At 59.7% G+C, this 22,594-nt stretch carries 20 protein-coding genes; 14 read left to right on the top strand and 6 right to left on the bottom strand.

Going from position 1 to position 22,594, the window contains the following annotated elements; all coding sequences use genetic code 11:
- The first annotated feature begins 68 nt into the window (after positions 1-68).
- The 14 genes from E1297_RS23020 to E1297_RS22955 all read left to right on the top strand — a co-directional run bounded on the left by E1297_RS23020 (position 69) and on the right by E1297_RS22955 (position 15,337).
- Positions 69-1,097, top strand: a complete 1,029-nt coding sequence (locus tag E1297_RS23020) for a LacI family DNA-binding transcriptional regulator (protein ID WP_244327857.1) — start codon at positions 69-71, stop codon at positions 1,095-1,097.
- Positions 1,098-1,175: 78 nt separating this feature from the next.
- On the top strand, positions 1,176-1,634 hold the full coding sequence (locus E1297_RS23015) for a DUF1203 domain-containing protein (protein ID WP_155142653.1): 459 nt from the start codon (positions 1,176-1,178) through the stop codon (positions 1,632-1,634).
- Positions 1,635-1,732: 98 nt separating this feature from the next.
- Complete coding sequence (locus tag E1297_RS23010) at positions 1,733-3,337, top strand: GMC family oxidoreductase (protein WP_155142650.1); 1,605 nt, start codon at positions 1,733-1,735, stop codon at positions 3,335-3,337.
- Between the two features lie 77 nt (positions 3,338-3,414).
- A complete protein-coding gene (modA, locus tag E1297_RS23005) occupies positions 3,415-4,191 on the top strand; it encodes a molybdate ABC transporter substrate-binding protein (RefSeq protein WP_155142648.1) in 777 nt (258 codons plus the stop codon).
- Between the two features lie 19 nt (positions 4,192-4,210).
- Positions 4,211-4,918, top strand: a complete 708-nt coding sequence (gene modB / locus E1297_RS23000) for a molybdate ABC transporter permease subunit (protein WP_368669652.1) — start codon at positions 4,211-4,213, stop codon at positions 4,916-4,918.
- On the top strand, positions 4,911-6,032 hold the full coding sequence (modC, locus tag E1297_RS22995; protein ID WP_155142646.1) for a molybdenum ABC transporter ATP-binding protein: 1,122 nt from the start codon (positions 4,911-4,913) through the stop codon (positions 6,030-6,032). Before modB ends, modC begins: the two co-directional genes overlap by 8 nt.
- A gap of 8 nt (positions 6,033-6,040) precedes the next feature.
- On the top strand, positions 6,041-7,831 hold the full coding sequence (locus E1297_RS22990; RefSeq protein WP_155142645.1) for an ATP-binding protein: 1,791 nt from the start codon (positions 6,041-6,043) through the stop codon (positions 7,829-7,831).
- 4 nt (positions 7,832-7,835) lie between these two features.
- On the top strand, positions 7,836-9,179 hold the full coding sequence (locus E1297_RS22985) for a sigma-54 dependent transcriptional regulator (RefSeq protein ID WP_155142643.1): 1,344 nt from the start codon (positions 7,836-7,838) through the stop codon (positions 9,177-9,179).
- A gap of 74 nt (positions 9,180-9,253) precedes the next feature.
- Positions 9,254-9,685, top strand: coding sequence for a carboxymuconolactone decarboxylase family protein (locus tag E1297_RS22980; protein WP_155142642.1), 432 nt, complete (start codon positions 9,254-9,256; stop codon positions 9,683-9,685).
- Complete coding sequence (gene sigJ / locus E1297_RS22975) at positions 9,685-10,608, top strand: RNA polymerase sigma factor SigJ (protein ID WP_155142640.1); 924 nt, start codon at positions 9,685-9,687, stop codon at positions 10,606-10,608. The genes E1297_RS22980 and sigJ overlap by 1 nt, the downstream gene beginning before the upstream one ends.
- 230 nt (positions 10,609-10,838) lie before the next feature.
- Entirely contained in the window at positions 10,839-11,840 is a 1,002-nt protein-coding gene (locus E1297_RS22970) for a DctP family TRAP transporter solute-binding subunit (RefSeq protein ID WP_155142637.1), read from the top strand.
- A 122-nt stretch (positions 11,841-11,962) separates the two neighbouring features.
- Positions 11,963-12,595, top strand: a complete 633-nt coding sequence (locus E1297_RS22965) for a TRAP transporter small permease (RefSeq protein WP_155142635.1) — start codon at positions 11,963-11,965, stop codon at positions 12,593-12,595.
- Positions 12,596-12,601: 6 nt separating this feature from the next.
- Positions 12,602-14,203, top strand: a complete 1,602-nt coding sequence (locus tag E1297_RS22960; protein WP_155142633.1) for a TRAP transporter large permease — start codon at positions 12,602-12,604, stop codon at positions 14,201-14,203.
- A 492-nt stretch (positions 14,204-14,695) separates the two neighbouring features.
- Positions 14,696-15,337, top strand: a complete 642-nt coding sequence (locus E1297_RS22955; RefSeq protein WP_155142632.1) for a DUF1062 domain-containing protein — start codon at positions 14,696-14,698, stop codon at positions 15,335-15,337.
- A gap of 43 nt (positions 15,338-15,380) precedes the next feature.
- Here E1297_RS22955 and phnX read toward each other — a convergent pair whose 3' ends face one another.
- The 6 genes from phnX to E1297_RS22925 form a co-directional block, all read right to left on the bottom strand.
- Positions 15,381-16,163, bottom strand: a complete 783-nt coding sequence (phnX, locus tag E1297_RS22950; protein WP_155142630.1) for a phosphonoacetaldehyde hydrolase — start codon at positions 16,161-16,163, stop codon at positions 15,381-15,383.
- Positions 16,164-16,173: 10 nt separating this feature from the next.
- Positions 16,174-17,301: a TIGR03364 family FAD-dependent oxidoreductase gene (locus E1297_RS22945; protein ID WP_155142629.1), complete on the bottom strand. Its 1,128-nt coding sequence runs from the start codon at positions 17,299-17,301 to the stop codon at positions 16,174-16,176.
- A 120-nt stretch (positions 17,302-17,421) separates the two neighbouring features.
- Positions 17,422-18,309: a LysR family transcriptional regulator gene (locus E1297_RS22940; protein WP_155142627.1), complete on the bottom strand. Its 888-nt coding sequence runs from the start codon at positions 18,307-18,309 to the stop codon at positions 17,422-17,424.
- Positions 18,310-18,348: 39 nt separating this feature from the next.
- Complete coding sequence (locus E1297_RS22935) at positions 18,349-19,596, bottom strand: SLC13 family permease (RefSeq protein WP_155142624.1); 1,248 nt, start codon at positions 19,594-19,596, stop codon at positions 18,349-18,351.
- Between the two features lie 40 nt (positions 19,597-19,636).
- Positions 19,637-20,893 carry an MFS transporter gene (locus E1297_RS22930; protein WP_155142622.1) on the bottom strand — a complete coding sequence of 419 codons (1,257 nt, stop codon included), beginning with the start codon at positions 20,891-20,893 and terminating at the stop codon, positions 19,637-19,639.
- Positions 20,894-21,162: 269 nt separating this feature from the next.
- Positions 21,163-22,587: an aldehyde dehydrogenase family protein gene (locus E1297_RS22925; RefSeq protein WP_155142679.1), complete on the bottom strand. Its 1,425-nt coding sequence runs from the start codon at positions 22,585-22,587 to the stop codon at positions 21,163-21,165.
- Positions 22,588-22,594 lie beyond the last annotated feature (7 nt).

Genomic DNA, 22,594 nt, shown 5'->3' with positions numbered 1-22,594 from the left:
GGTCATCTCCCCGTTTGCAAGAAAAGCCGGGTCTGCCGACCGGCTGTCAAAGTCTGAAACCGAGAGCCATGCGCAAGTTGCCAACCATGAAAGATGTAGCGGAGAAGGCTGGCGTTTCGGTCATGACCGTATCGCGGGCGTTCAAGGCCGATACATCCGTCAATGAAGACAAACGCCGGCGTATCCTCTCCATAGCCGACAGTATGGGCTATGTCTTCGACAGCACGGCCTCCAATCTCAGATCGCAGAAATCTGGCTTTGTCGCCGTCATCGTGCCGACCATCAGCAACCCGAATTTTGCGGACACGGTAGATGAATTGTCGAATGTGGTGTCTGCGGCAGGCCTTCAGGTGTTGTTGGGGTATGACCGCTATGATCTTGCCGAAGAAGAGCGTCTGATCGCGCGGCTGCTGGGCCGCAGGCCGGAGGCTATAGTCGTCACTGGCGGCCGCCATACCGAACGCGGGGAACGCTTGTTGCGCGAAGCCGGTATCCCGGTGATCGAAACCTGGGACATGCCGGATAAGCCGATCGGCCATGTGGTCGGTTTCTCCAACAGGGCCAGCTCGGCACAGATGGTTGCGCATCTCGTAGCCGACGGACGAAAGAACATCGCCTTCATTGGCGGCGACTTTGACGGAGATTCGCGTGGCATGGAGCGCCGGCACGGTTTTCTTGATGCCATGAAACAAGCGGGCCTTGAGCCTGCCGCACTCATCCCGCTGGGCGGCCCGTCGGACTTCAGAAATGGAGCCGCGGCGATGGCACAATTGCTCGATACCTGCCCGGAAACCGATGCCGTGATCGGTGTCTTCGATCACGCAGCATTTGGCGCTTTGACCGAATGCCAGCGCCGGAATATCCGCGTTCCTGAAGATATTGCGATCGCCGGTTTCGGAGCAACAGACATTGCGGCGGTCAGCGTGCCCGGCCTGACCACCCTCGACCCGCGTGCCTCCGAGATCGGCCAACGCGCCGGTGAACTGATTATTGATCTGCTTTACAATCCATCAACTGCTGAGGCGCCGGGTATCCACCACGTCAATCCGGTTTTGAAGGTTGGACAGTCCACGGCACATGTGTCCGCCAAGGCCTGATTACAGCCGCTCGCAAATCGGGTCGTTTGAAAATCCCGGACACCTAGAAGGTCTCGATACGCATATTGGAGACCTCAAATGTTTCAGATACATCCCCTGTCTGCCGAACTCTTTGCCGGTCTGGGTGCGCTTTCGGACGATGAGCGCGCCGCCCGGAACATACAGGTACACATTTCCGACGGGTCTTTTCCGTGCAGGGTCAGCCTCGAAGATGCGCCGGCCGGTGAACGGGTGTTCCTGGTGAACCACGAACATCAGCCGGCAGCATCGCCCTACAGATCCTGTCATGCCGTCTATGTCCGTGAGCAGGCAAGAACCGCATCGGTAGTGCCCGGGGCCGTTCCTGTGTCGATTGCAGCCCGATTGCTGTCCGTCAGGGCCTTCGACGCCAAGGGCAATATGATCGAAGCCGATGTGGTGGAGGGCAAATCTGTCGCTCCGCTGATTGAAAAAATGTTGGGGAACAACACTGTTGACGAGATACATCTGCACTTTGCCCGTCCTGGCTGCTTTGCGGCACGGGTGACGCGCCGGTGAGCCATGTGAGCGCGGTATTCCGTAAAACGGTGCCATGAGCCTCTTGACCATATGGCTGCGGCAATGCCTCCTGATGAGCAAGGACATCGGGAGGCGGCATGCAGGATCTTGGGACGTGGGACTATGTGATCGTGGGCGCCGGGTCGGCGGGCTGTGTGCTGGCCAACAGGCTGTCCGAGGATCCAAACGTCCGGGTGCTGCTGCTCGAAGCGGGCAAGGACGACAATTATATCTGGGTCCACATTCCCGTCGGCTATCTCTACTGCATGGGCAATCCGCGTACCGACTGGGGCTTTCACACGGCAAGGGATCCCGGTCTCAATGGCCGGTCGCTGATGTATCCGCGCGGCAAACTGATTGGCGGCTGTTCCTCGATCAACGGCATGATCTACATGCGCGGCCAGGCGCAGGATTATGACCGCTGGCGGCAATTCGGACTGCCCGGCTGGGGATGGGACGATGTGCTGCCCTATTTCCGGAAGTCCGAGGATCACTATTCCCGGAACGATGCCATGCATGGGCAGGGCGGCGGTGTCCGGGTGGAAGAACAGCGCTTGTCCTGGGAAATTCTGGATGCTTTCCGGGAAGCTTGCGCTGAAACCGGGATACCGAAGATCGACGATTTCAATCGCGGCGACAATTTCGGCTCCTCCTATTTTCAGGTGACCCAGAAATCCGGCTGGCGCTGGAACGTTGCCAAGGGATTCTTGCGGCCGGCCCGCAAGCGCCGGAACCTGAAAGTCGTGACGGAAGCCCATGTTGGCCGGATTGTTCTGGAAGAGGGCCGCGCCTCGGGACTGGAGCTGGAGATCAAGGGAGAACCCGCAAAGCTCCGCATATCGGGAGAGGTGGTCCTGTCCGCAGGTGCCATCGGGTCGCCGCAGCTGCTGGAGCTGTCCGGGATCGGCGACCCTGACGTATTGACGGCGGCGGGGATCAAGCCCGGTCTTGCGCTGCCTGCTGTGGGCAAGAACCTGCAGGACCATCTCCAGCTGCGGACGATCTTCAAGGTCCGCAATGCCGTGACCTTGAACCAGATGGCCAATTCCTGGATCGGGAAGGCCCGGATCGGTTTGCAATACGCCCTGACACGGTCCGGGCCGATGTCGATGGCACCAAGCCAGCTTGGGGTCTTTGCCAGGACCGATGCCTCCTTTGAAACCGCGAATGTCGAATATCACGTTCAGCCGCTGTCGCTGGACAAGTTCGGCGATCCCCTGCACCGGTTTCCGGCGATTACCGCAAGTGTCTGCAATCTCAGACCCGACAGCCGCGGGCATTGCCACATCACGTCGCCGGACAAGACAAAGCAGCCCGAGATCCTGCCGAATTATCTCTCGACGGAAACCGACAGGAAGGTGGCCGCAGACAGCATCCGCCTGACCCGAAGGATCATGGCGGCTCCCGCCCTACAGAAGCACCAGCCGGAAGAATATCTGCCGGGCCCGGACTACGCGACTGACGATGATCTTGCGAATGCGGCGGGGGATATCGGTACCACCATCTTTCACCCGGTTGGCACTTGCCGGATGGGATCGGACGCGGATTCTGTCGTCGATGAAAGGCTGCGCCTGAGAGGAGTTACCGGTATCCGGATTGTCGATGCCTCGGTGATGCCGGCGATCACCTCCGGCAACACCAATGCGCCGACCATCATGATTGCCGAAAAAGGCGCGGACATGATCCGGTCGGACCGGCGCTAGCCGGTATGCCGGTGTTGTCCCGGCGCGGCCCGCCGTCTTATGATTGATGTTTCAAGCCCGAGAATGAGTGACTTGCCGTGCGTCTATTGTTTTTTGTTCTGCTTTTGGCTGTTGGGGCTCTGAGTGCGGTACAGGCAGCCGAGCGGATTACCGTCTTTGCAGCCGCCAGCATGACCGATGCGCTGGAAGACATCGGTTCAGCCTATCGGAAGGCACAGGGCACGGACCCTGATACAGACATCGTGTTTTCATTTGCAGGCACGGGCACGCTCGCCCGTCAGGTTGAAGCAGGTGCTCCGGCGGATGTGTTTGTGTCTGCCGATGAGGCCTGGATGGATTATTTGCGGGAGCGGCAGGCGGTTCAGGCCGATACGATCGAGATCGTGGCGGGCAATCAGCTGGTTCTGATCGGTCCGGCTGGAGCATCGCCACTGCCGCTCAAGGCATCTGCGATTGAACAACGGCTCGGTGACGGGCGGCTTGCGATTGCAGATCCGGACACCGTACCCGCAGGCCGTTACGGCAAGGAGGCTTTTGAGGCACTCGGGCTTTGGAAGGCGGTGAAAGGCCAGCTTGCCCCGATGGAGAATGTTCGCGTCGCGCTCGCAACCGTTGGCCGGGGCGATGTGCCGCTCGGGCTGGTCTATGCATCCGATGCCCATGCCGACCCGAATGTCGCGACTGTTGCGCGGATCCCGGCAGACAGTCATCCGCCCATCCGCTATCCGGCCGCGTTGACGCCCTGGGCCAAGCCGGGCGCTGACGGGTTTTTGCGGTTCCTGATGACGCCTGAAGCACAACGGATATTTGAACAATCCGGATTTACAGTGCTACACGACAAGAACCCCAACTGAACCGGATCAGGCCGCCCGCGTGAGTTTCTTTCAATTGCAGCCTCATGAATGGCAGGCGCTCAGCCTCACGCTGCGTGTCGGCGCGGTGGCCTTGCTGTTTGCGGTCCCGCTTGCAATCGCCGTTGCCTATGTTCTGGCGCGCTACCGGTTCCCCGGGCATGGCGTGTTGAATGCCGTTGTGCACATGCCTCTTGTGTTGCCGCCGGTGGTTACGGGATATCTGCTCCTGCTCGGCTTTGGTCCGCGCGGACCTGCCGGGGTGTTCCTGAAAGAAACGCTTGGCCTCAGCTTCGCATTCAACTGGACGGGGGCAGCCCTTGCTGCCGGTGTCATGGCCTTTCCGCTGATCGTGCGTCCGATCCGGCTTGCCTTCGAAGCGGTTGACCCGAAACTCGAAGAAGCGGCGGCATCGCTTGGAGCGCCACGGCTCGTGACATTCTGTGTTGTGGCGCTGCCTCTGGCCTTTCCGGGTATTCTGGGGGGCGCGATCCTCGGTTTTGCCAAGGCAATGGGCGAGTTCGGGGCCACGATCACCTTCGTCTCCAACATTCCCGGTGAAACCCGCACGCTTGCCCTCGCCCTTTACACGGCAACACAGACCCCGGACGGTGGGCCGATTGCCATCCGCCTGACCATCCTGGCGGCTATTGTCGCCTTTGGGGCCCTGATCGCGTCCGAGGTTCTTGCGCGGCGGATGCGCGCGCGGCTGGGAGGCGGAGATGATTGAGGTCGATGTGACCGGCAAGGTCGGGGCTTTTGAAATTGCCGCAAGTTTTCAGTCCGGCGACGCTGTGACCGCGCTCTTCGGACAGTCGGGAGCGGGAAAATCCACCATCACGAACATGATTGCCGGTCTGGTAACGCCATCGAGCGGGCGGATTGTTGCCGGGGGCGAGGTGCTGTTCGACAGCGCCGCCGGTATCAGTCTATCCGTGCGAGACCGCAGGGTCGGCCATGTCTTTCAGGATTCCCGGCTATTTCCGCATCTGTCGGTCAAGCGGAACCTGACCTTCGCGCGGTGGGCCGGAGGTCGTTCCGACAAGCGTGCTTTGGGGGAAGTTGTCGACCTCTTGGGGGTTGGCCATTTGCTTGACCGAAAGCCCGGAGGCCTTTCCGGGGGCGAGAAACAGCGTGTTGCCATTGGCCGGGCGTTACTCTCTGCTCCGAGATTGCTGCTTATGGACGAACCCCTCGCCTCGCTGGATCACGCGCGCAAATCCGAAATCCTGCCTTATCTCGACCGGCTCGGGGCGGAAGCCGGCACTCCGATCCTTTATATCAGTCACGCGCTTGAAGAGGTTGCGCGGTTGTCCCAGACCCTTGTGATTGTCTCGGATGGCCGGGTCCTTGGATATGGTCCGGTCGCCGACATGCTGGCGCGAACCGATCTTGGAAAGGCCACAGGCCGGCATGAGGCAAGTGCGCTGCTGGAAGGCCGGGTGTCCGCTCATGACGACGTGTGGGGTCTTGCGACAGTCGATATCGGCGGGCAGATGATGCAAGTGCCCGGTCTGGAAGGCGCGATTGGCGATGCGATCCGGCTGCGGATCAGGGCGCGGGATGTGGCGCTCGCCCTCGGACGCCCGGACGGGCTCAGCATCCGCAATATCCTGGAGGGTGAAATCAAGAGTATCACGGCGGAAACCGGGCCATATACGGAAATCCTTTGTATCGTCAGCGGTCAACTTGTGCGCGCCCGGATTACAAGGGCATCTGCCGCTGAACTGGGACTTGCCCCCGGCAAGCCGGTGACGCTTCTGATCAAGAGCGTGGCCATTGATCGGCGTCAACGCGGGCCGGGAGCACGTTTGGCTGCGCCGGGCGGACAAAGCCTGTTATAGTTTTCAGGATGAAACGCGCCCAGAAACGCCAACTTGCCTATCGTGTCCGCATTGCCGCAGCGCTTGTGTTTGTGGCTGTGGCGCTAGGGTTGGTGTGGCTAACCGGACTGACCAGCCGGAACATCGTGATGGCCGAGGTGCGGACGCGCTCGGAAGCCACACTTGCTGTTCAATCGGCGGTGCTGGAGCGTCTGCTCGACAAGTTCCGGCTCATGTCGCCGCTTCTGGCGCGTGGTCCGGAGGCCGCCGCCGTCGTGACCGGCCGGGATCTTGAGCTTGCGCGGCAGGTCGCCGCCCTCACCGCAGGCATGTCCGGGGCGGAGGAGGTCTGGTTTCTTGACGCCAATGGCCGTCCGATTGCCTCCAGTCTCGAAAACGGTCAATCGATTGCCAAGCGTGGGGCAACAGCAATCCCGCAAGCTTTCCGGCAGGCGCAACAGGGCCAGCTGGGCCGCGAGCTTCTTCCGGGCACCCCGTCGCGGCCTGCAAACTATGTCTTTGCATCCCCGATCCGCGATCCGAACGGCCAGATCGGCGTTTTGGCTGTGCGGGTCAGCCTTGATGACATCGAACAGGCCTGGGCTCTGACCAAGGACCCGATTGTTGCCCTTGACGCGGCAGGCCGGGTAGTCGTGACCAACGTGCCGGAGTGGCGCGGGCGGTTGATTCGCGACCTGTCCCCGGAAACCCATTTGGCCGGACCGTCGACCTCGAACATGTTGAGCGATCTGACCGGCCTGTCGGTGCCCGGACGCACCCGCAGCCATCTGGACCTCTCGACCCGCCTGCCCGTTCTCGGATGGGACGTTTTGACCTTTGCCGATACGACCGAGGCCAAGCGCCAGTCGGGACGGGCGATGGTGATCGCGTTTCTGCTTGCCGTCATCGCGGCAGGCATTCTCTGGATTGTCCTGAACCGGCGCCGGGAACTCGCCCGTAAGATCCGCCACGACCGGCTTGCAGCCCTGCGGCTGGAGCGAAGGGTTCAGACCCGCACGGCGGAGCTGCGCAAGACCAATATGCGGCTTGAACAGGAAGTCGCCGAGCGGCTTCAGGCGGAGGACGATCTCCGCCGGGCGCAGGCGGATCTGGTTCAGGCGGCGAAAATGGCAACGCTCGGCAAGATGTCGGCGGCCTTGAGCCACGAATACAATCAGCCATTGGCGGCGATCCGCTCGGATGCTGAAATCGCTGAAATGCTGATTGCACGCGGCACGCCGGACAAGGCGCTCGGCAATCTCACGCGCATCGGCAACATGGTCGCCCGTATGGCGGAGATCGCGCGAACGCTGAAGGGGTTTTCCCGCAAGTCGGGGACCGATGTGCGGCCGGTTTCCCTGCGCCAGGTGATCGATGAAGCGCTGTTGATGGTGATGCCCGAGGTCAAGCGCAGCGGGGTCGCGCTGACCACGGACCTCGAAGATGAAACGCTGGTGGTGGCCGGAGGGCGGATCCGGCTGGAACAGGTGGTCGTCAATCTCCTTGCAAATGCCATCGACGCGATCAAGCACCGGGAAAATCCGGCAATAAGCCTGCATGTGCTGCGTGATGGCGGGTTTGCGGTGTTAATTGTCCGGGACAATGGTCCCGGGATTGACCAGGAGGCCCTGCCCCAAATCTTCGAACCTTTTTTTACCACAAAGGACAGCGGAGCCGGGCTCGGACTGGGCTTGTCGATTGCCTACAAGATCGTCCATGACTTCGCAGGCACCCTGACCGCCCGGAACCGGCCGGAAAGGGGGGCGGAATTCGAACTGCGCCTGCCCTTGGCCGAAGGCGCGATACTAGCGGCGGAATGACCTGATGGATGAAGCCTGCGTTCTCCTGATTGATGACGAAGAAGACCTGCGCGCGTCATTGGCACAAGGGCTGGAGCTGAGCGGCAAGACCGTGTTCGCCTCGGGGGTGCCGGAAGCGGCTCTGGAGCATGTGCAGCGGGATTTTTACGGTGTTCTTGTGACCGATATCCGCATGCCCGGCACGGACGGCTTTGAAGTCATGCGCAAGGCTTTCGAGATCGACCCTGCCCTGCCCGTGGTCCTGATTACCGGACATGGCGATGTGCCGCTGGCTGTCGAAGCCATGCGTGCGGGCGCTTATGACTTCATGGAAAAACCGTTTTCCGTGGCAAGTCTTGCCTCGGTTATCGAGCGCGCGCTGGAAAAGCGGCGGCTGGTTCTGGAAAACCGGGCCCTTCGGGAAGAGCTTTCCGAGCGTACCGGGATCGAGGGGCGGCTTGTCGGCAAGGCGCAGACCATGGAGCGGCTCCGGCGCACGGTCGTGGCGCTGGCGGCAACCGATGCAGATGTTCTTATTCTCGGCGAAACCGGGTCGGGGAAAGAGGTCGTCGCCCGAGCGCTCCATGACGAGGGGCCGCGTGCCAAGAAACCCTTTGTCGCGCTCAATTGCGGGGCCTTGCCGGCTGAAATCATTGAATCGGAATTGTTCGGGCACGAAAAGGGGGCATTCACAGGGGCGAGCGGCCAACGCATCGGCAAGATGGAACATGCTCATGGGGGCACCGTGTTTCTGGACGAAATCGAATCCATGCCGCTGGAATTGCAGGTCAAGCTGTTGCGGGTGATCGAAAGCCGCACCATCGAACGCCTCGGATCAAACAAGTCGATTGATCTGGATGTCCGTTTTATCGCGGCCACCAAGGAGGATCTGGAGGCGGCAGGCCGTGCCGGGCGGTTCCGGCTGGACCTGTTCTATCGGCTGAATGTGGTCAGTGTCGGCATTCCGCCGCTCCGGGACCGGCGAGAGGATATTCCCTTGCTGTTCCATCATCTGGCGAGAGAAGCCCGTGCCCGCTACCGCCGTGAAATTCCGGATTTGCCGGTAGGCTACATGGCTGAACTGATGGCGCGCGACTGGCCCGGAAATGTCCGGGAATTGCGCAATGTCGCGGACCGGTTCGTGCTCGGGCTCGAGCATTTGCCGGTTGGAGCCGCTGCCCAGGGCGAGACCCTGTTCGAACAGGTGGCAGCCTATGAAAAAGCGCTGATTGCTGCGGAACTGAAACGCAATGAGGGCGCGATCAAGCCGACTTATGAAAATCTCGGTCTGTCGCGCAAGGCGCTCTATGAAAAGATGCGCAAATACGGGCTGGGTAAACAGGAACCCGAAGCCGCCTCGGATTTTTGAGGGATATGTCACAGGTGCCGAAGTTGGCTCGTCGAAGCAGTGTCAACAAATGAAACCTGAGAATGGAATGACACATGACGAGCCAGGCCTCCCTTGATCACTACACCCTTGTTCCCGATGTATTTCAGAAGTTCGTGGCTGCCCATACACAAATCGGAGAAACCGGGCTCGAACCGAAACTGCGGCATCTGATCGACTTGCGCGCCTCGCAGATCAATAAATGCGCCTTTTGCGTGAAGATGCATACCGAAGAGGCCAAAAAGGATGGCGAAACCAGCGAGCGGATCGAGCGCCTGACAGTCTGGCGCCATGTCGCCGACTATTCACCGGCCGAGCGCGCGGCTCTCGCCTGGACCGAAGCCTTGACGGAGCTGGATCCGAAAACCGACTATGCCGCTCTGCGTGCAGATCTGCGGGCGTGTTTTGAGGACCGGGAGATCAGCGCCATCACAACCGCGGTGTCCATGATCAACCTTTGGAACCGGATACAGGTATCGAACCACTGATGCGACAGCCCGGCAGAGACCTTGTCGAGTTTGAAGCCAACCGGCCCCGCTTGTTGGGGCTGGCCTACAGGATGCTTGGCTCTCTCGCGGATGCGGAAGACGCGGTTCAGGACACTTTCGTCAAGTGGCAGATGGCGGAAACCGGCGGGATCCGCAACCCGGAAGCCTGGTTGACCTCCGTGTGCACAAACCGGTGTCTTGACCTGCTGAAATCCGCACACAAGAAGCGGGTCGACTATGTCGGCCCGTGGATCCCGGAACCGCTGCATATCGAACTTGACCAGTCACCGGAAACGGATCTTGAGCGGGCGCAATCGCTGACGATTGCGTTTCTCTCGCTGATGGAGCGGTTGTCGCCCAAGGAACGGGCGGCCTATCTGCTGCATGAGGTGTTTGGAAAGGCGTATGACGACGTTGCCGGGACGCTGGAAACGAGCGAATCCGCCGCGCGTCAGCTGGTCAGCCGGGCGCGCAAGCATCTTGCAAGCCCGGTGTCGCGGTTTGTACCGTCCAAGGCGCATCAGACCGAGACCCTGAAGGCGTTTCTGGCCGCACTGGAAACCGGATCGACATCACGGCTTGAGGGATTGCTTGCGGAAAATGTCCGGTTTCAGACCGATGGCGGCGGCAAGGCAACCGCACTCAGGCGGATCATTACGGGCTCTGAGCCTGTCGGCAAATATGTGGCCCGGATCCTCGGCCGGCTTTGGTCGCATGCCTGCCTGAAGCCTTACGAGATCAATGGGATCCATGGGCTGATTGTGCATGACGGCCGGGACATCCTGACGGCCATGACCCTCGGTTATGATGCCGACGGGCACATCGACCAGATCTACAACATCCGCAATCCGGACAAGCTGCGCATGCTCACGGCGACAGTCCACCACGATGCCCGCAGTGGCGCGTTGCGCCTGGACGCTTGATGTGTCGGAATCGACACGACTGGCGCGGCGCATGTGTCGGAACCGACCCATGCTCGTGACGTTTTACGAGCTGGAACAGTTGTTCTCGCGCTGAACTTGCGCAGAATTGTGCGATTTTCCGGAAAACCTCCCGAACTGGCATGCTGATTGCGAACAAGTGCGTGACCGGCACTCACGCTGTCCGGCTGCCGCCGCAGCCGTCATGTCAAAAAATGTCTGGGAGGACATCCATGAAAAAACTTCTTCTCGCCGCCACCGCGGCCGCAACCCTTGCCTTGTCCGGAACCGCTTATGCCGACTGCGATGACGGCGAAGTCGTGATCAAGTTCAGCCACGTTGTCGCGGCCCAGGGCCATCCGAAGGGGGAAATGGCGTCGGCGCTTGCCGACCGGATCAATACCGAGATGAACGGCAAGGCCTGCATGCAGGTGTTCCCGTCCTCGCAGCTGTTCGACGACAACAAGGTGATGGAAGCCCTGCTGCTTGGCGACGTGCAGCTAGCGGCACCGTCCCTGTCCAAGTTTGAATCCTACACCCTGAAATACCGCGTCTTCGACCTGCCGTTCCTGTTCACCAACATGAACGCGGTCAACACCTTCACCAAGGGCGATACGGGGCAGGAATTGCTCGGGGCCATGTCCGACTACGGGTTCGTCGGGCTCGGATATGTCTTCAACGGGCTGAAGCAGTTTTCCGCCGACAAACCGCTGATCGAGCCGACCGACGCCAAGGGCCTGAAATTCCGGGTTCAGACATCTGACGTGGCTGTTGCCATGATCGAGGCGCTTGGAGCCAATGCCCAGAAGCTGGCCTTCAAGGAAGTCTATGGTGCCTTGCAGACCGGTGTTGTCGATGGTCAGGAAAACACCTGGTCCAATATCTACACCGAGAAGTTCTTCGAGGTGCAGGACGGCATCACCGAAACCAATCACCAGCTGCTGACATATCTGGCCGTCACCTCGCAGGAATGGCTGGACAGCCTCGACGATGATGTCCGCACCCAGTTCCTGGAGATCTTCAACAATGTCACCGACGAGTACAATGCCCGTGCGGCCGATATCAATGCCGAGAACAAGCAAAAGATTCTCGACAATGGCGGGGTTGTGCGCCAGCTGACGCCGGTTCAGCGGGATCAGTGGGTCGAGACCATGAAGCCGGTCTGGGACAAGTTCCGCGATGACATCGGCCAGCATGTCATTGATGCAGCCGTTGCGTCCAACAACGCAAGCTGATCTGCGAAAGGGCAAGGGTCTCGTTTTCGGACCCTTGCCGTTTGACGTCCACAAAACCAATAAGCCGCACCTAAGCGGGGAGCCTCCGGCCGCTGAAATGCGCCGGAGCAAGGGAGGTCTTAATGTCCCGGATCGGACGGTTCGTCGATTCCCTGGAAGAAACCATAATTGCCCTGCTGCTGGCGTTGATGACGATTGTCACCTTCAGTCAGGTCGTTGCCCGCTACGGGTTCAACGCAGGCTGGGGAGGCGCGCTTGAATTCACACGGGTCCTGTTTGCCTGGCTGATCCTGTTCGGCATGAGCTACGGCATCAAGATCGGCGCCCATCTGGGGGTGGACGCGGTGATCAGGTTGCTGCCCAAGCCGCTTTTTCGGGCGGCTGCCCTTCTTGGGGCTGCCCTGACCGTGCTCTACGCAGCGCTCTTGTTCGATGCGGCCTGGTTTGGCGGTCTCCTTGGACTTGAAAACAAGGGATCGACCGGTGGCGCCTATGCCTATGTCGAGCGCTTTTACCGCCTGCCCATCGGCATGGAAGACCTGAAATGGCCAGGCTTCATTCAGGAGTGGTTCGGCGTGCGCGAACGCGTGCCGCGCTGGATCCCCTACATCATCCTGCCTATCGGGTTGCTGCTTCTGGCGTTTCGGGCAGTCCAGGCCTTTGTCCTCATCGCCACGGGCAAGAAGGAAGCCATCATCGCCGCCCACGAGGCGGAGGAGCTGGTGGCCGAAAACAAAGATGTGCTGAAGGACTGAGGCCCGATGGAAACCGCATTTCTCTTCTTTTTCGTCTTCGCGTTTCTGTTCCTCGGCGTTCCGATTGCGATTTCCCTCGGCCTGTCTGCCGTTCTCTATATCGCCCTGTTCAGCCATGACTCCATGAGTTCGGTGGCGGTGCAGTTGTTCAACGCGTCCCAGAACTTCACGCTTCTGGCGATCCCGTTCTTCATTCTGGCCTCCAGTTTCATGTCAACCGGGGGAGTTGCCCGGCGCATCATCCGGTTCTCCATTGCTTCTGTCGGCTCGATCCGGGGCGGGCTGGCAATCGCGGCCGTCTTTGCCTGCATGTTGTTTGCAGCACTATCGGGTTCGTCCCCGGCAACAGTGGTGGCCATCGGCACCATCGCCATCGCCGGAATGCGGCAGGCCGGTTACACAAAGGAATTTGCCGCAGGCGTGATCGCCAATGCGGGCACGCTCGGGATCCTGATCCCGCCCTCCATCGTGATGGTGGTCTATGCGGCTGCCACCAACGTGTCGGTCGGGCGCATGTTCATGGCCGGGGTCATCCCGGGCATCGTGGCGGGGCTGATGCTGATGACCGCGATCTACATCATGGCGCGGGTCAAGAACCTGCCCGCTCAGCCCTGGCCGGGGTTCAAGGAAATCTGGGGTGCGCTGTCCGAAGCGGCTGTCGGCCTGTTTTTGATGGTGATCATCCTCGGCGGCATCTATGGCGGCATTTTCACGCCGACGGAAGCCGCAGCGGTTGCGGCGGTCTACGCCTTCCTGATCGCCCTGTTCGTCTATCGGGACATGGGACCAATGGCCGGATACGGCTGGGTCAAGGAAACGGACGGCGAATATGGTCTGTCCGGCTTCAAGACCATCACCTATGCCGTGATTGCGATGCTGGCGTGGTCCGGGATCGGTGCCTTGGTAGCCGAGCGGACGGCATTTTTGCAGCTGGACAGCCTGTTGGTGCTGATTGCCGCCCTGATCGGCTATCCGGTGCTGCGCAGTGGTCTGTCACCGGCCCAGCTTCCTGCAGCCTATGGCGTCGGTCTGAAGGTCTGGGCCCGCAATCTTGGAATGATCGGCTGGAAATTTTTCCCCGCTCTTGTCCACAAGGACACCAAGAAAGTGATGATTGATTCAGCCAAGACGACAATCATGCTGATGTTCATCATCGTCAACGCCCTGCTCTTCGCCCACACGCTGACGGCGGAACGGATCCCGCAAGTGATCACCGACTGGATGGTCGATGCCGGCTTCAACTGGTTCACCTTCCTGATTGCGGTCAACATCCTGCTGTTGATAGGTGGCCAGTTCATGGAGCCTTCCGGACTGCTCCTGATCGTTGCACCGGTCGTTTTCCCGATCGGCATGGAGCTTGGTGTGGATCCGATCCATCTCGGCATCCTGATGGTTGTGAACATGGAAATCGGCATGATCACGCCGCCGATCGGGTTGAACCTGTTTGTCACCTCAGGCATTACGGGCATGAGTCTGGTTCAGGTCGTCAAGGCCGCAGCTCCCTTCGTAATGGTGCTGTTCGTGTTCCTGATCCTGGTTACTTACGTACCGGCTCTGTCCACCTGGTTGCCCTACACGTTGATGGGGCCGGAGATTATCACCCGGTAATGAGCCCTGAGCCGCCGGGCGGTGTTTCCCGGCGGCATTCATCCCCTGACTGAACACAGGTTTTCCAGATCTTTCCAAGTCCGTAGTCACACGTTGTACACCACCGCCTGAAGATACAGGGCGCTGCAAATTTCAAGGAAAACCGGGGCATCTGCTCCGGTATTTTTGCGTGTGGCGAATTTTGACTTCGTGTGATAGTGGTGATTGCGAAAGCGCAGTGACACGCAGAGGTTCTTGGTTTGCCGTCTTAAACACCGGTCTCACGCAATAGTCCCATAACGCGAAGGATGGCCGAAAGCCGTCCCTTGTTGACGTGTCCACTGGGAAGCAGGCTGAGACCGGTTTGGCCACGTCACACGTGCCGGGCGGCATCCTGTTTGCTTCCGGGCCTTGCGTTTTCGATCTTGCATTTTTTCAATCGGCCATTCCGTGCCCCTATAGGCAACCGTGTCAGCCCTCTTGGTGGACTTCCCAAAGGAAGATCAAGACGGAATGTCACACCAAATTTCTGTTGTCTGGACGGTGCTGGCCGAAACAGCGCCGCGTCCTTATCTGAACTGTTCATCATGCAAAACGGTCAGGCCGTTTCATTCTAGCGGCAAGGTCAGGCTTAATGCCAATGGCAAGCGGCTGGATGCCTGGCTGATATACAAATGCAGCTATTGCGAAGCGACCTGGAACCGGCCGGTCCATGACCGGGTTCCCCTGAAAGACTTTTCCAGCGCAGAAATCGATGCGCTGGAAGGGTCGCAAAGAGAAGCGGTGGCCGGGATTGAATTCGATCTGGCCGGGCTCTCGGGCTTCACAAACCGTATTGATCCGGCAAGCGGTATCAGGGTCGAGAAGGCGTTTCTGGTTGAGCCGGGCGATAGCGCATGGGCGGGAATCGACATTGTGATCCGGCTGCCCAGACCGTCCGGCCTGCGGCTGGACCGGCTCTTGGGGCAAGCGCTGACGCTGTCCCGGGATGCCTGCCGGAAACTGATCGAGGAACAAGTCCTGACCATCCAGTGGCCGGTTGACGCGTCCCGGGCCATGAGGCGGCCGGTGCGGGATGGCACGCTGATCACAATCAGGCCACCGCAGGGCTGCCCCGGCCGGGCGCAATGGCTTGCCGTGGTTGGCTCCCGATAACGGCAATGCACCGCGAAAGGCCCGGGACGCCCGGGCCTTTCATTCACTGCATCTCAAGCGTCTCGATCAAGGCCGGAAGATCGGCGACGGTATCAATAACGTGGTCTGCCCCGGCGTTCTTCAGGGCCTCGGTTGCCTTCTGGCGGATGGCGTTTTTTTCGTGCTCCGGCAAACGGTCAAGTTCCTCGGCGGTTTTTCCGGCATGATTGCCCGACAGCGCCAGACCGACGGTGATGCAACCGGCGGCAACACCTTCGGCAATGCCCGGCTCGGTATCATCGACCTTGATCACCGCCGATGGGGGGTAGGCCACCAGATCAACGAAGCATTTATACATGCCGAGCGGTCCCGGGCGCCCTTCAGGAAGATCGTCGGCGCACACCAGATTGTCCGGTTCGTACCCCTGGCGGGCGGCGACCGGCAGAACCCGTTCCATGATCGAGCGGGTGTATCCGGTGGTCGAGCCGATCTTCAGACCGTTGGCTCTGAGGACCGTGACGGTTTCGGCAGCACCGGGAACCAGATCGGCATAGTCCGTGACAACCTCTTCATTCATCGGGACGAATATCTCGTAGACCCGGTCGACATCTACGTCTGCCGGAGCCGCCCCGTATTTTTCGCGCCACTGCGAGGCGATCTCGGGAATGTCCATCATCGCACGGATATGATCCCATTTGGGCTTTCCCATCGGCGCGCGCGCCTGATCGATCGTGACCGTGATCCCGAACGTTTCAAACGCCTTCACGAAGACGCCCATAGGCGCGAAGGACCCGAAGTCGATCATGGTCCCGGCCCAATCGAAGACAACCGCCTTGAACTTGCTCATGTCTGCCGCCCTATCTGTAGAGGTCGCCAATGGTTTCCTCGCCGATGGCGAAGGCCGTCGAGGCTCCGCATCCGGCGGTGACCATCACGATCCGTGTTGCATCGTCGGGTTTGTCGGTAAAGCGCCACCGGTCCGGCGCTGACGCGTAGGTGCCAAGCCACGTTTCGGTCACGTCATATGGCCCCAGATCCAGAACCGTATCCAGTTCGCTGAGAATGAGGTCATTGACCGTCTTGTCGATGAACGGATCGGGCGTGTCCGAATAATGATGACTGTCGCCAACAATCAGGCTGCCATCTTCGGACTGCACCACGATCAGATGGATGCCGTTATCGCGGTAAGCGGCCATGTCCCGGTCAAGCCGCTGTTTCAGGGCGACCGCTTCAGGAAGCTCTGCATAGCCGAGATACCGCGCCAGACCGAGGTCGGACATCACGGCGGTTCCAAGTCTCTGCGGGGTGCGGGGGGTCACCCGAAGCATATGCAGTTTGCACCGTGTGACGTCATAGGCGGCGATCCGGTCGGCAAACAGGGCCGTGCCATCGTCTCCCGGGCACACGACAACGGTTTCGGCCTCCACCGGTCCGCGCGATGTCGATATCCTCGGGGTATCCACCGAATTAACACTGGTTCTCCAGAGGAAATCCACATTATGGCTGTCACCGAGCCAGCCTGCGAGGCGGGGCAGTGCGTTCCGGGATTCAACCCTGAGTTCGAGGGGAGAAAAAAGCGCGGCCGAGATCCTGCCGGTTCGCAGACAAGGTGCGGCTTCCTGCGCCTGTTCCGGGGTAAGCCGCTTGCAGGTCGCGCCCATTTCCGTTTGAAGAAAGGCGTCGATGACAGCTTCGGATTCAGGCAACCGGGCCGTCATGGTCAGGCCGCGCTGAAGGATCGGAATACCGGCCCCTTCCGCCACATCAGACCAGATTTCCCGGCTCCTGAAAGCTTTCTGCCAGCAATCGCCAGCCTGTTGCCCCGTGATGGTGACAAATCCGAAATTCCGGATAGACGCGCCGTTTGCCGCGGCGTCGCGGTCGATCACGACCACGCGTTTTCCAAGTTTTGCTGCGGCAAGCGCATGCGCAAGCCCGACAATGCCTGCGCCGACCACGGCCAGGTCATAAGCCTTTTGAACCATTGTTTTTTCACGTATCGCTGTCAGAAGGACAGGCTCAGCCTTAGGCGCCGCCCGATGACAGATCCATGAAAAAACCGGCAATATAGGTTTTGGTTATGGAGTACCGGCTGGCGGACAACGTCAGACAGGTGCATCGGAATGGTCGAAGAAGGCCTGTACGGCGGACACCTTTGCCATCTCCCGCGGACAAACGAGAAAATGTTTGGCGTAAAGCGCCGGATCATCAAGCGGGACCGGAACAAAGCCGTCCCGTTCGGTGATTTCAGCCTCCATGGCGACCCCAAGTCCGACACCGGACTGGATCAAGGTGGCAATTGATCCCCATGACCCGAGCGCGAGAACGGTCTGGGGGCTGGCGCCGGCAACGGTTGCCGCGGCATCGAAGATCTTCCGTGTGCCGGACGAGCCCTCGCGCTGGATAAGCGGAACATCTTCAACATCGCGCCAGGAGACCGGTCCACGGCCTGCCAGAGGATGATCCGGACGGGCGGCCAGAACGATCCGCGTGCGCAACAGTTCAACGCCCGCGAGTTGGCTCGGAATTTCGCGGGCCGTGATGAAGCCGACATCGATCTCGCCGGTGTCCATGAGATCGAGCAGGTCCTGTGTGGCCATTGCCCGGGCTTCAATGGAAATATTCGGAAAGCGGTTCATGAAGGCCGAGATGCGCGGAATTGCAATCTGGTAAGTCGAGTATCCGATCCGCAGCTGCCCGCCCGCCAGACTTTCCTTTTGAACAAGTTCGGTTTCGATATCCATGCACAAGGCCAGAACTGCCCGGATCCTCGGCAGGAGCGCATCAAGTGCCGGCATGGCGGACACGGTATAGCCGGTTTTCTTGAGCAGCCGGGTCTTGAACCGGTTTTCAAGCGCCTGGATGTGATTTGAGATCGATGGTTGGGAGACACCCAGTTCCTTGGCTGCGAGCGAAAAGCTCCCTGTGCGGACCACGGCCTCCAATGCGCGCAATTGGCTCAGACTGAGTTTGCCGCCGTCACGTCCTGCCATGTGTTCCAGTCGCCCGATCTGCCATTAGACAATTACGCTTTAGAGCATCGGATAAATATAGACCACCCAGCCATAACAGACGGCGAGGGAAAAAATCGTTACCGGGATGACCAGCCGGCTGAACTCCCAGAACTGGAAGGGTTTGGTTCCGAGTTTTTCGGCTTGTTGAACGACGATGACATTGCTCGCCGCACTGATGATGAAGAGGTTCCCCGCAAGCGTGCTGATCCCGGCGAGCAACATGAGTGTCGCGGTGTCCTTGGTGTGAAGCAGGTTGAGGTAAATCTCCACCACCGGCACGTTGGAAAACAACTGGCTGGCCCAAAAGCTCACCTTGGCGACGATAAAGGGCTCGTTCAGCCGGGTTTGCCAGGATCCGAGCAGGTTCTGGAGCGCTCCGGATTCAAGGATGGCACCGGTGACGACGAACATGGCGACAAAGAAGATCAACGTGTGCCAATCGACCTGACGCAATATGGTCAGCCGTTCCCTTGAAAAAAGGTACACCGGCAGGCAGGAGATCAGGCTGATAATGCCCAAAGACACCCCAAGGGCCGGGATTTGCTCCTGAAACAGGCTTTTCGTCAGAACGAGCACCACCAGAATGCCCGTTGCGGTCAATGCGGGCCATAGCCGTTCGCTTGAGGGCTCGGGAAGGTCCGTGTGGGTGTCTGCATCCACCTTTTCGGCCTTTGAGAAGCAGAAGCGGTACCACATGAAAGCAAACAGGATCGACAGCAGGGACGGCACCAGAAGCCAGGCCAGAAACGTACCGACCGGATTGGTGAAGTGCCCGTCGGTAACGATCAGGATATTTTGCGGATTTCCGACCGGTGACATCATGCTGCCGACGGTTACGGCAGCACAAAGCGCAATCAGCGGCACATTCGGAGCAATGCCGGCACGCGCCGCAATGGTGATGGCGATCGGGGTTCCGATAGCGGCTGCCGCATCGTTTGTCAGGACAGCCGAAATCAGCGCGACAAGCAGCATGAACAGGAACAAAGCGCCTGTCGTGCCGCTTTCCTCGCGGTGGATCCAGTCGCTGAGGCGATGGGCAATGCCGCAATCATAAAGGGCATGTGAGATGGTGAAGACACCGAACAGATACGCAATGACATCCCAATCGACGGCCTTGAACGCCGGTACCGGCCCGATCTGCCCGGTCACAAGCAGGATTACAGCACCCGCGGTCATGATCTGCCAGATGCGAACCCATTCCGGGAGCCATTGACGCACTGAAATCAGCAGGAAAATGACGATGGAAATACCAAGACTGAAGGTCATGCGCGCCGTCCTGAGCGATAGGCTTGCAGAACGTTTCCGGTCACTCTGATGCCCCTTCTCCGGTTGGCAGGACCGGGTCCCTGGCGTCTTTTTGCAGCGCCGGGGCCGTTTCCGGCATCAGGAACGCAAAGGTCAGTGCCCCGATAACGGCGATGCTTGCCAGAAACAGGAAACCTGTCGAATAACCGGCGGCTTGCGAAACCCAGCCTGCGACCAGATTGCTCAGGGTCGCGCCAACGCCGATCAGGGTGGTCAATGCGCCTTGGGCTGCATTGAAGCGGCCGGTTCCACGGGTGACATCGGCAATGATCAGCAGGAAAATCATCCCGAAAATACCGTTGGCGATCCCATCGAGCGCCTGAATGCTGACAAGCAAAAACTTGTCATCGGTGAGCGTATAGAGAACGCCTCGAAAGGGCAGGATCATGAAGGCGAACAGGAACAGGGGCTTGCGCCCCCAACTGTCGGCCTTGGACCCGCACAACAGGGCCATCGGAATCATCATGAACTGCGCGGCAATGATGGAGGCCGATGCAAACGCGATACCGTCACCGGCATCGCCACCTGCGGCAAGCTTCTGGCTGACCAGAGGCAACATGGCTGCATTTGCAAAGTGGAACAGAACCACGCACAGTGCAAAAGTCAGCAAGCGGCGGTCCATCAGGAGAGCCCCGAAGCCCTCGGCTTCCTTGCCGTGTGTGATCTCCTCCGAGACGCCGCCACGGGCAAGCTTGTGATCGATTGACCGGTCGTCGATCATGACAATGTTCACCAGAAGACCCACGGACATGCCCGCGATCAGCCAGAAGACCCCGCCAGGTACCCAAAGCAAGGCAACGGCGGCTCCGATACTGGCTCCGAAAACGTTGCCGGCATGGTTCCATGCCTGATTGGCGCTGGTTTGGGCGGTAAAGCGGTCCGGGCCGACGATGCCTAGTGTGATGGCCGCAATACCGGGACCCAGAAATGCACCTGAAATGCCGATGGCGATCTGTGCCGTGTAAACCAGCCAGGCAGGATCATCGGTCACGACGAGCAGAACCGAACTGACACCGATCAGCACCGCACAAATCGCCAGGATCAGCCGCTTTCGTCTGGTTTCGTCAATAAAGGCGCCTGCTGGTGTTTGCACAATCACGGTCGCAATGGATCCCACCGCCAACGCCATGCCGATGCCACCGGGTTTCCAGTGATAGGCGGACAGGAGATAGATCGCGAGGTAAGGCCCCAAACCCGCAACAACGTCGCCGGAAAAGAAATTGACGCCGAGCAATGTGCGGTTGAGCTTTGGAACCATTCACGATCTCTCCGGCGGATTGCATTCCGATGCGGCAGGTCAATCAACCCTAACCCGGTTTAATCTCGGAATGGAACCGTTGTAGAGACACTTTTTCAAGAAGGCTTAATACCAGCTGTCTGAATTATTGACCCTTGAGGCATCAATGATTTCCTTGGTTCTCAGATCCCTGAAAAACCTCCCGGGTTTTCCGGGATGACCGCCGATTGGCAAAATGAAATGGCTCAAACTGATCGTCAATGGCTCTCACCGGGTGGGGCACTCCCCTGCTAACCCGTGATAGCCTTTAGTTCGAGGAAGTCTTCCAGACCGAATTCGCCATATTCCCGGCCGTTTCCGGATTGCTTGTAGCCCCCGAAAGGCACGTCCCAGTCGGGGCTCGCCCCGTTGATATAAACGCTTCCCGCCCTGAGCTTCCGCGCGACCCGTTTTGCACGTTCCGGAGATCCTGTCTGAATGTAGGCGGCAAGACCATAAGGCGTATCGTTGGCGATCCGGATGGCGTCGTCTTCCGATCCGAACGGGATCACGGCCAATACGGGCCCGAAAATCTCCTCCCGGGCTACATGCATCTGGTTGGTGACATCTGCAAATACGGTGGGCCGGACGTAAAAACCGGTCTCCAAACCATTCGGCCGCCCCAGACCACCGGCCGCGAGCCGGGCTCCTTCTGCGATGCCTTTTTCGATATGGGTCTGGATCCGGTCATATTGCAGCTGGCTGACAACCGGACCAATGTGATCGCCGTCCTTTTCGGGTGTGTCCACGAGGGTTTCATCCGCGGCCCGGCCTGCCAGCGCAACCGCTTTGTCATAAATACTGTGTTCGACAAGCAGCCGCGTCGGCGCATCGCAGGACTGGCCTGAATTGGAAAAGCAGCTTTCCACCGAGAAACGGACAGCCGTCTCCAGATCCGCATCGGCAAACAGAATATTCGGCGATTTGCCGCCAAGTTCGAGCGCCACCCGCTTGACCGTTGGGGCTGCGTTTCGGGTGACCGAGGTTCCCGCGCGGGTCGATCCGGTAAAGGACATCATGTCGATCCCGGGGTGCGCCGACATGGCGGCTCCTACCCCTGGCCCGTCGCCGTTTACCAGATTGAAGACACCCGGCGGGCATCCGGCTTCATCCAGGATCTCGGCAAATAACAGCGCGGAAAGCGGGGCGATTTCGCTGGGTTTCAGGATCATGGTACAGCCCGCTGCAAGAGCCGGTGCGACCTTTGCCGCGATCTGGTTGATCGGCCAGTTCCAGGGAGTGACCAAACCGCAAACGCCGACAGGTTCATGGCGAAGAAGACTGCCGCCACGTGGGCTCGGGCGTTCCCAGACATGGGCTTTCAAGGCGTCAAGTGTTGCAGTCAGATGCCCGATCGCGGCCGGCGTTTGCTGTTCCCGGGCAAACCGGCGAGGCGCGCCCATTTCCAGCCGGATGGCTTCGTCCATCTCGGATGTCCGTCCTTGATAGATCTTGATGATCCGCTCCAGAAGGGCGGCGCGCTCGTCCACGGGGGTCTCGCCGAAGGTCTTGAAAGCACGTCTGGCCGCAGTCACCGCCTTGTCGACATCAGCGGCAGAACCAAGCGAAATCACGGCAACAGGCTGTTCCGTTGCCGGATTGATCACGTCACACGCGTCCGGCACGGAAGGGTCGACCCAGCGCCCGTCGATGTAGAATTCGCGTTTTTCAATCATCATCTGC

Source organism: Roseibium sp. RKSG952, from assembly GCF_009711355.1.
Note: the sequence above shows the minus strand (reverse complement) of the source record. Positions and strands in the feature narration are given on the sequence as shown.

Bases quoted from the DNA above. Each gene is read 5' to 3' on its own strand.
- E1297_RS22930 (WP_155142622.1), bottom strand. From the start codon at position 20,893: ATGGTTCCAAAGCTCAACCGCACATTGCTCGGCGTCAATTTCTTTTCC.
- E1297_RS22945 (WP_155142629.1), bottom strand. From the start codon at position 17,301: ATGGTTCAAAAGGCTTATGACCTGGCCGTGGTCGGCGCAGGCATTGTC.
- E1297_RS22940 (WP_155142627.1), bottom strand. From the start codon at position 18,309: ATGGCAGGACGTGACGGCGGCAAACTCAGTCTGAGCCAATTGCGCGCA.
- E1297_RS23015 (WP_155142653.1), top strand. From the start codon at position 1,176: ATGTTTCAGATACATCCCCTGTCTGCCGAACTCTTTGCCGGTCTGGGT.
- E1297_RS23020 (WP_244327857.1), top strand. From the start codon at position 69: ATGCGCAAGTTGCCAACCATGAAAGATGTAGCGGAGAAGGCTGGCGTT.
- sigJ (WP_155142640.1), top strand. From the start codon at position 9,685: ATGCGACAGCCCGGCAGAGACCTTGTCGAGTTTGAAGCCAACCGGCCC.
- E1297_RS22955 (WP_155142632.1), top strand. From the start codon at position 14,696: ATGTCACACCAAATTTCTGTTGTCTGGACGGTGCTGGCCGAAACAGCG.
- phnX (WP_155142630.1), bottom strand. From the start codon at position 16,163: ATGAGCAAGTTCAAGGCGGTTGTCTTCGATTGGGCCGGGACCATGATC.
- E1297_RS23010 (WP_155142650.1), top strand. From the start codon at position 1,733: ATGCAGGATCTTGGGACGTGGGACTATGTGATCGTGGGCGCCGGGTCG.
- E1297_RS22970 (WP_155142637.1), top strand. From the start codon at position 10,839: ATGAAAAAACTTCTTCTCGCCGCCACCGCGGCCGCAACCCTTGCCTTG.
- modC (WP_155142646.1), top strand. From the start codon at position 4,911: ATGATTGAGGTCGATGTGACCGGCAAGGTCGGGGCTTTTGAAATTGCC.
- E1297_RS22990 (WP_155142645.1), top strand. From the start codon at position 6,041: ATGAAACGCGCCCAGAAACGCCAACTTGCCTATCGTGTCCGCATTGCC.
- E1297_RS22980 (WP_155142642.1), top strand. From the start codon at position 9,254: ATGACGAGCCAGGCCTCCCTTGATCACTACACCCTTGTTCCCGATGTA.
- E1297_RS22925 (WP_155142679.1), bottom strand. From the start codon at position 22,587: ATGATTGAAAAACGCGAATTCTACATCGACGGGCGCTGGGTCGACCCT.
- E1297_RS22985 (WP_155142643.1), top strand. From the start codon at position 7,836: ATGGATGAAGCCTGCGTTCTCCTGATTGATGACGAAGAAGACCTGCGC.
- E1297_RS22965 (WP_155142635.1), top strand. From the start codon at position 11,963: ATGTCCCGGATCGGACGGTTCGTCGATTCCCTGGAAGAAACCATAATT.
- E1297_RS22935 (WP_155142624.1), bottom strand. From the start codon at position 19,596: ATGACCTTCAGTCTTGGTATTTCCATCGTCATTTTCCTGCTGATTTCA.
- E1297_RS22960 (WP_155142633.1), top strand. From the start codon at position 12,602: ATGGAAACCGCATTTCTCTTCTTTTTCGTCTTCGCGTTTCTGTTCCTC.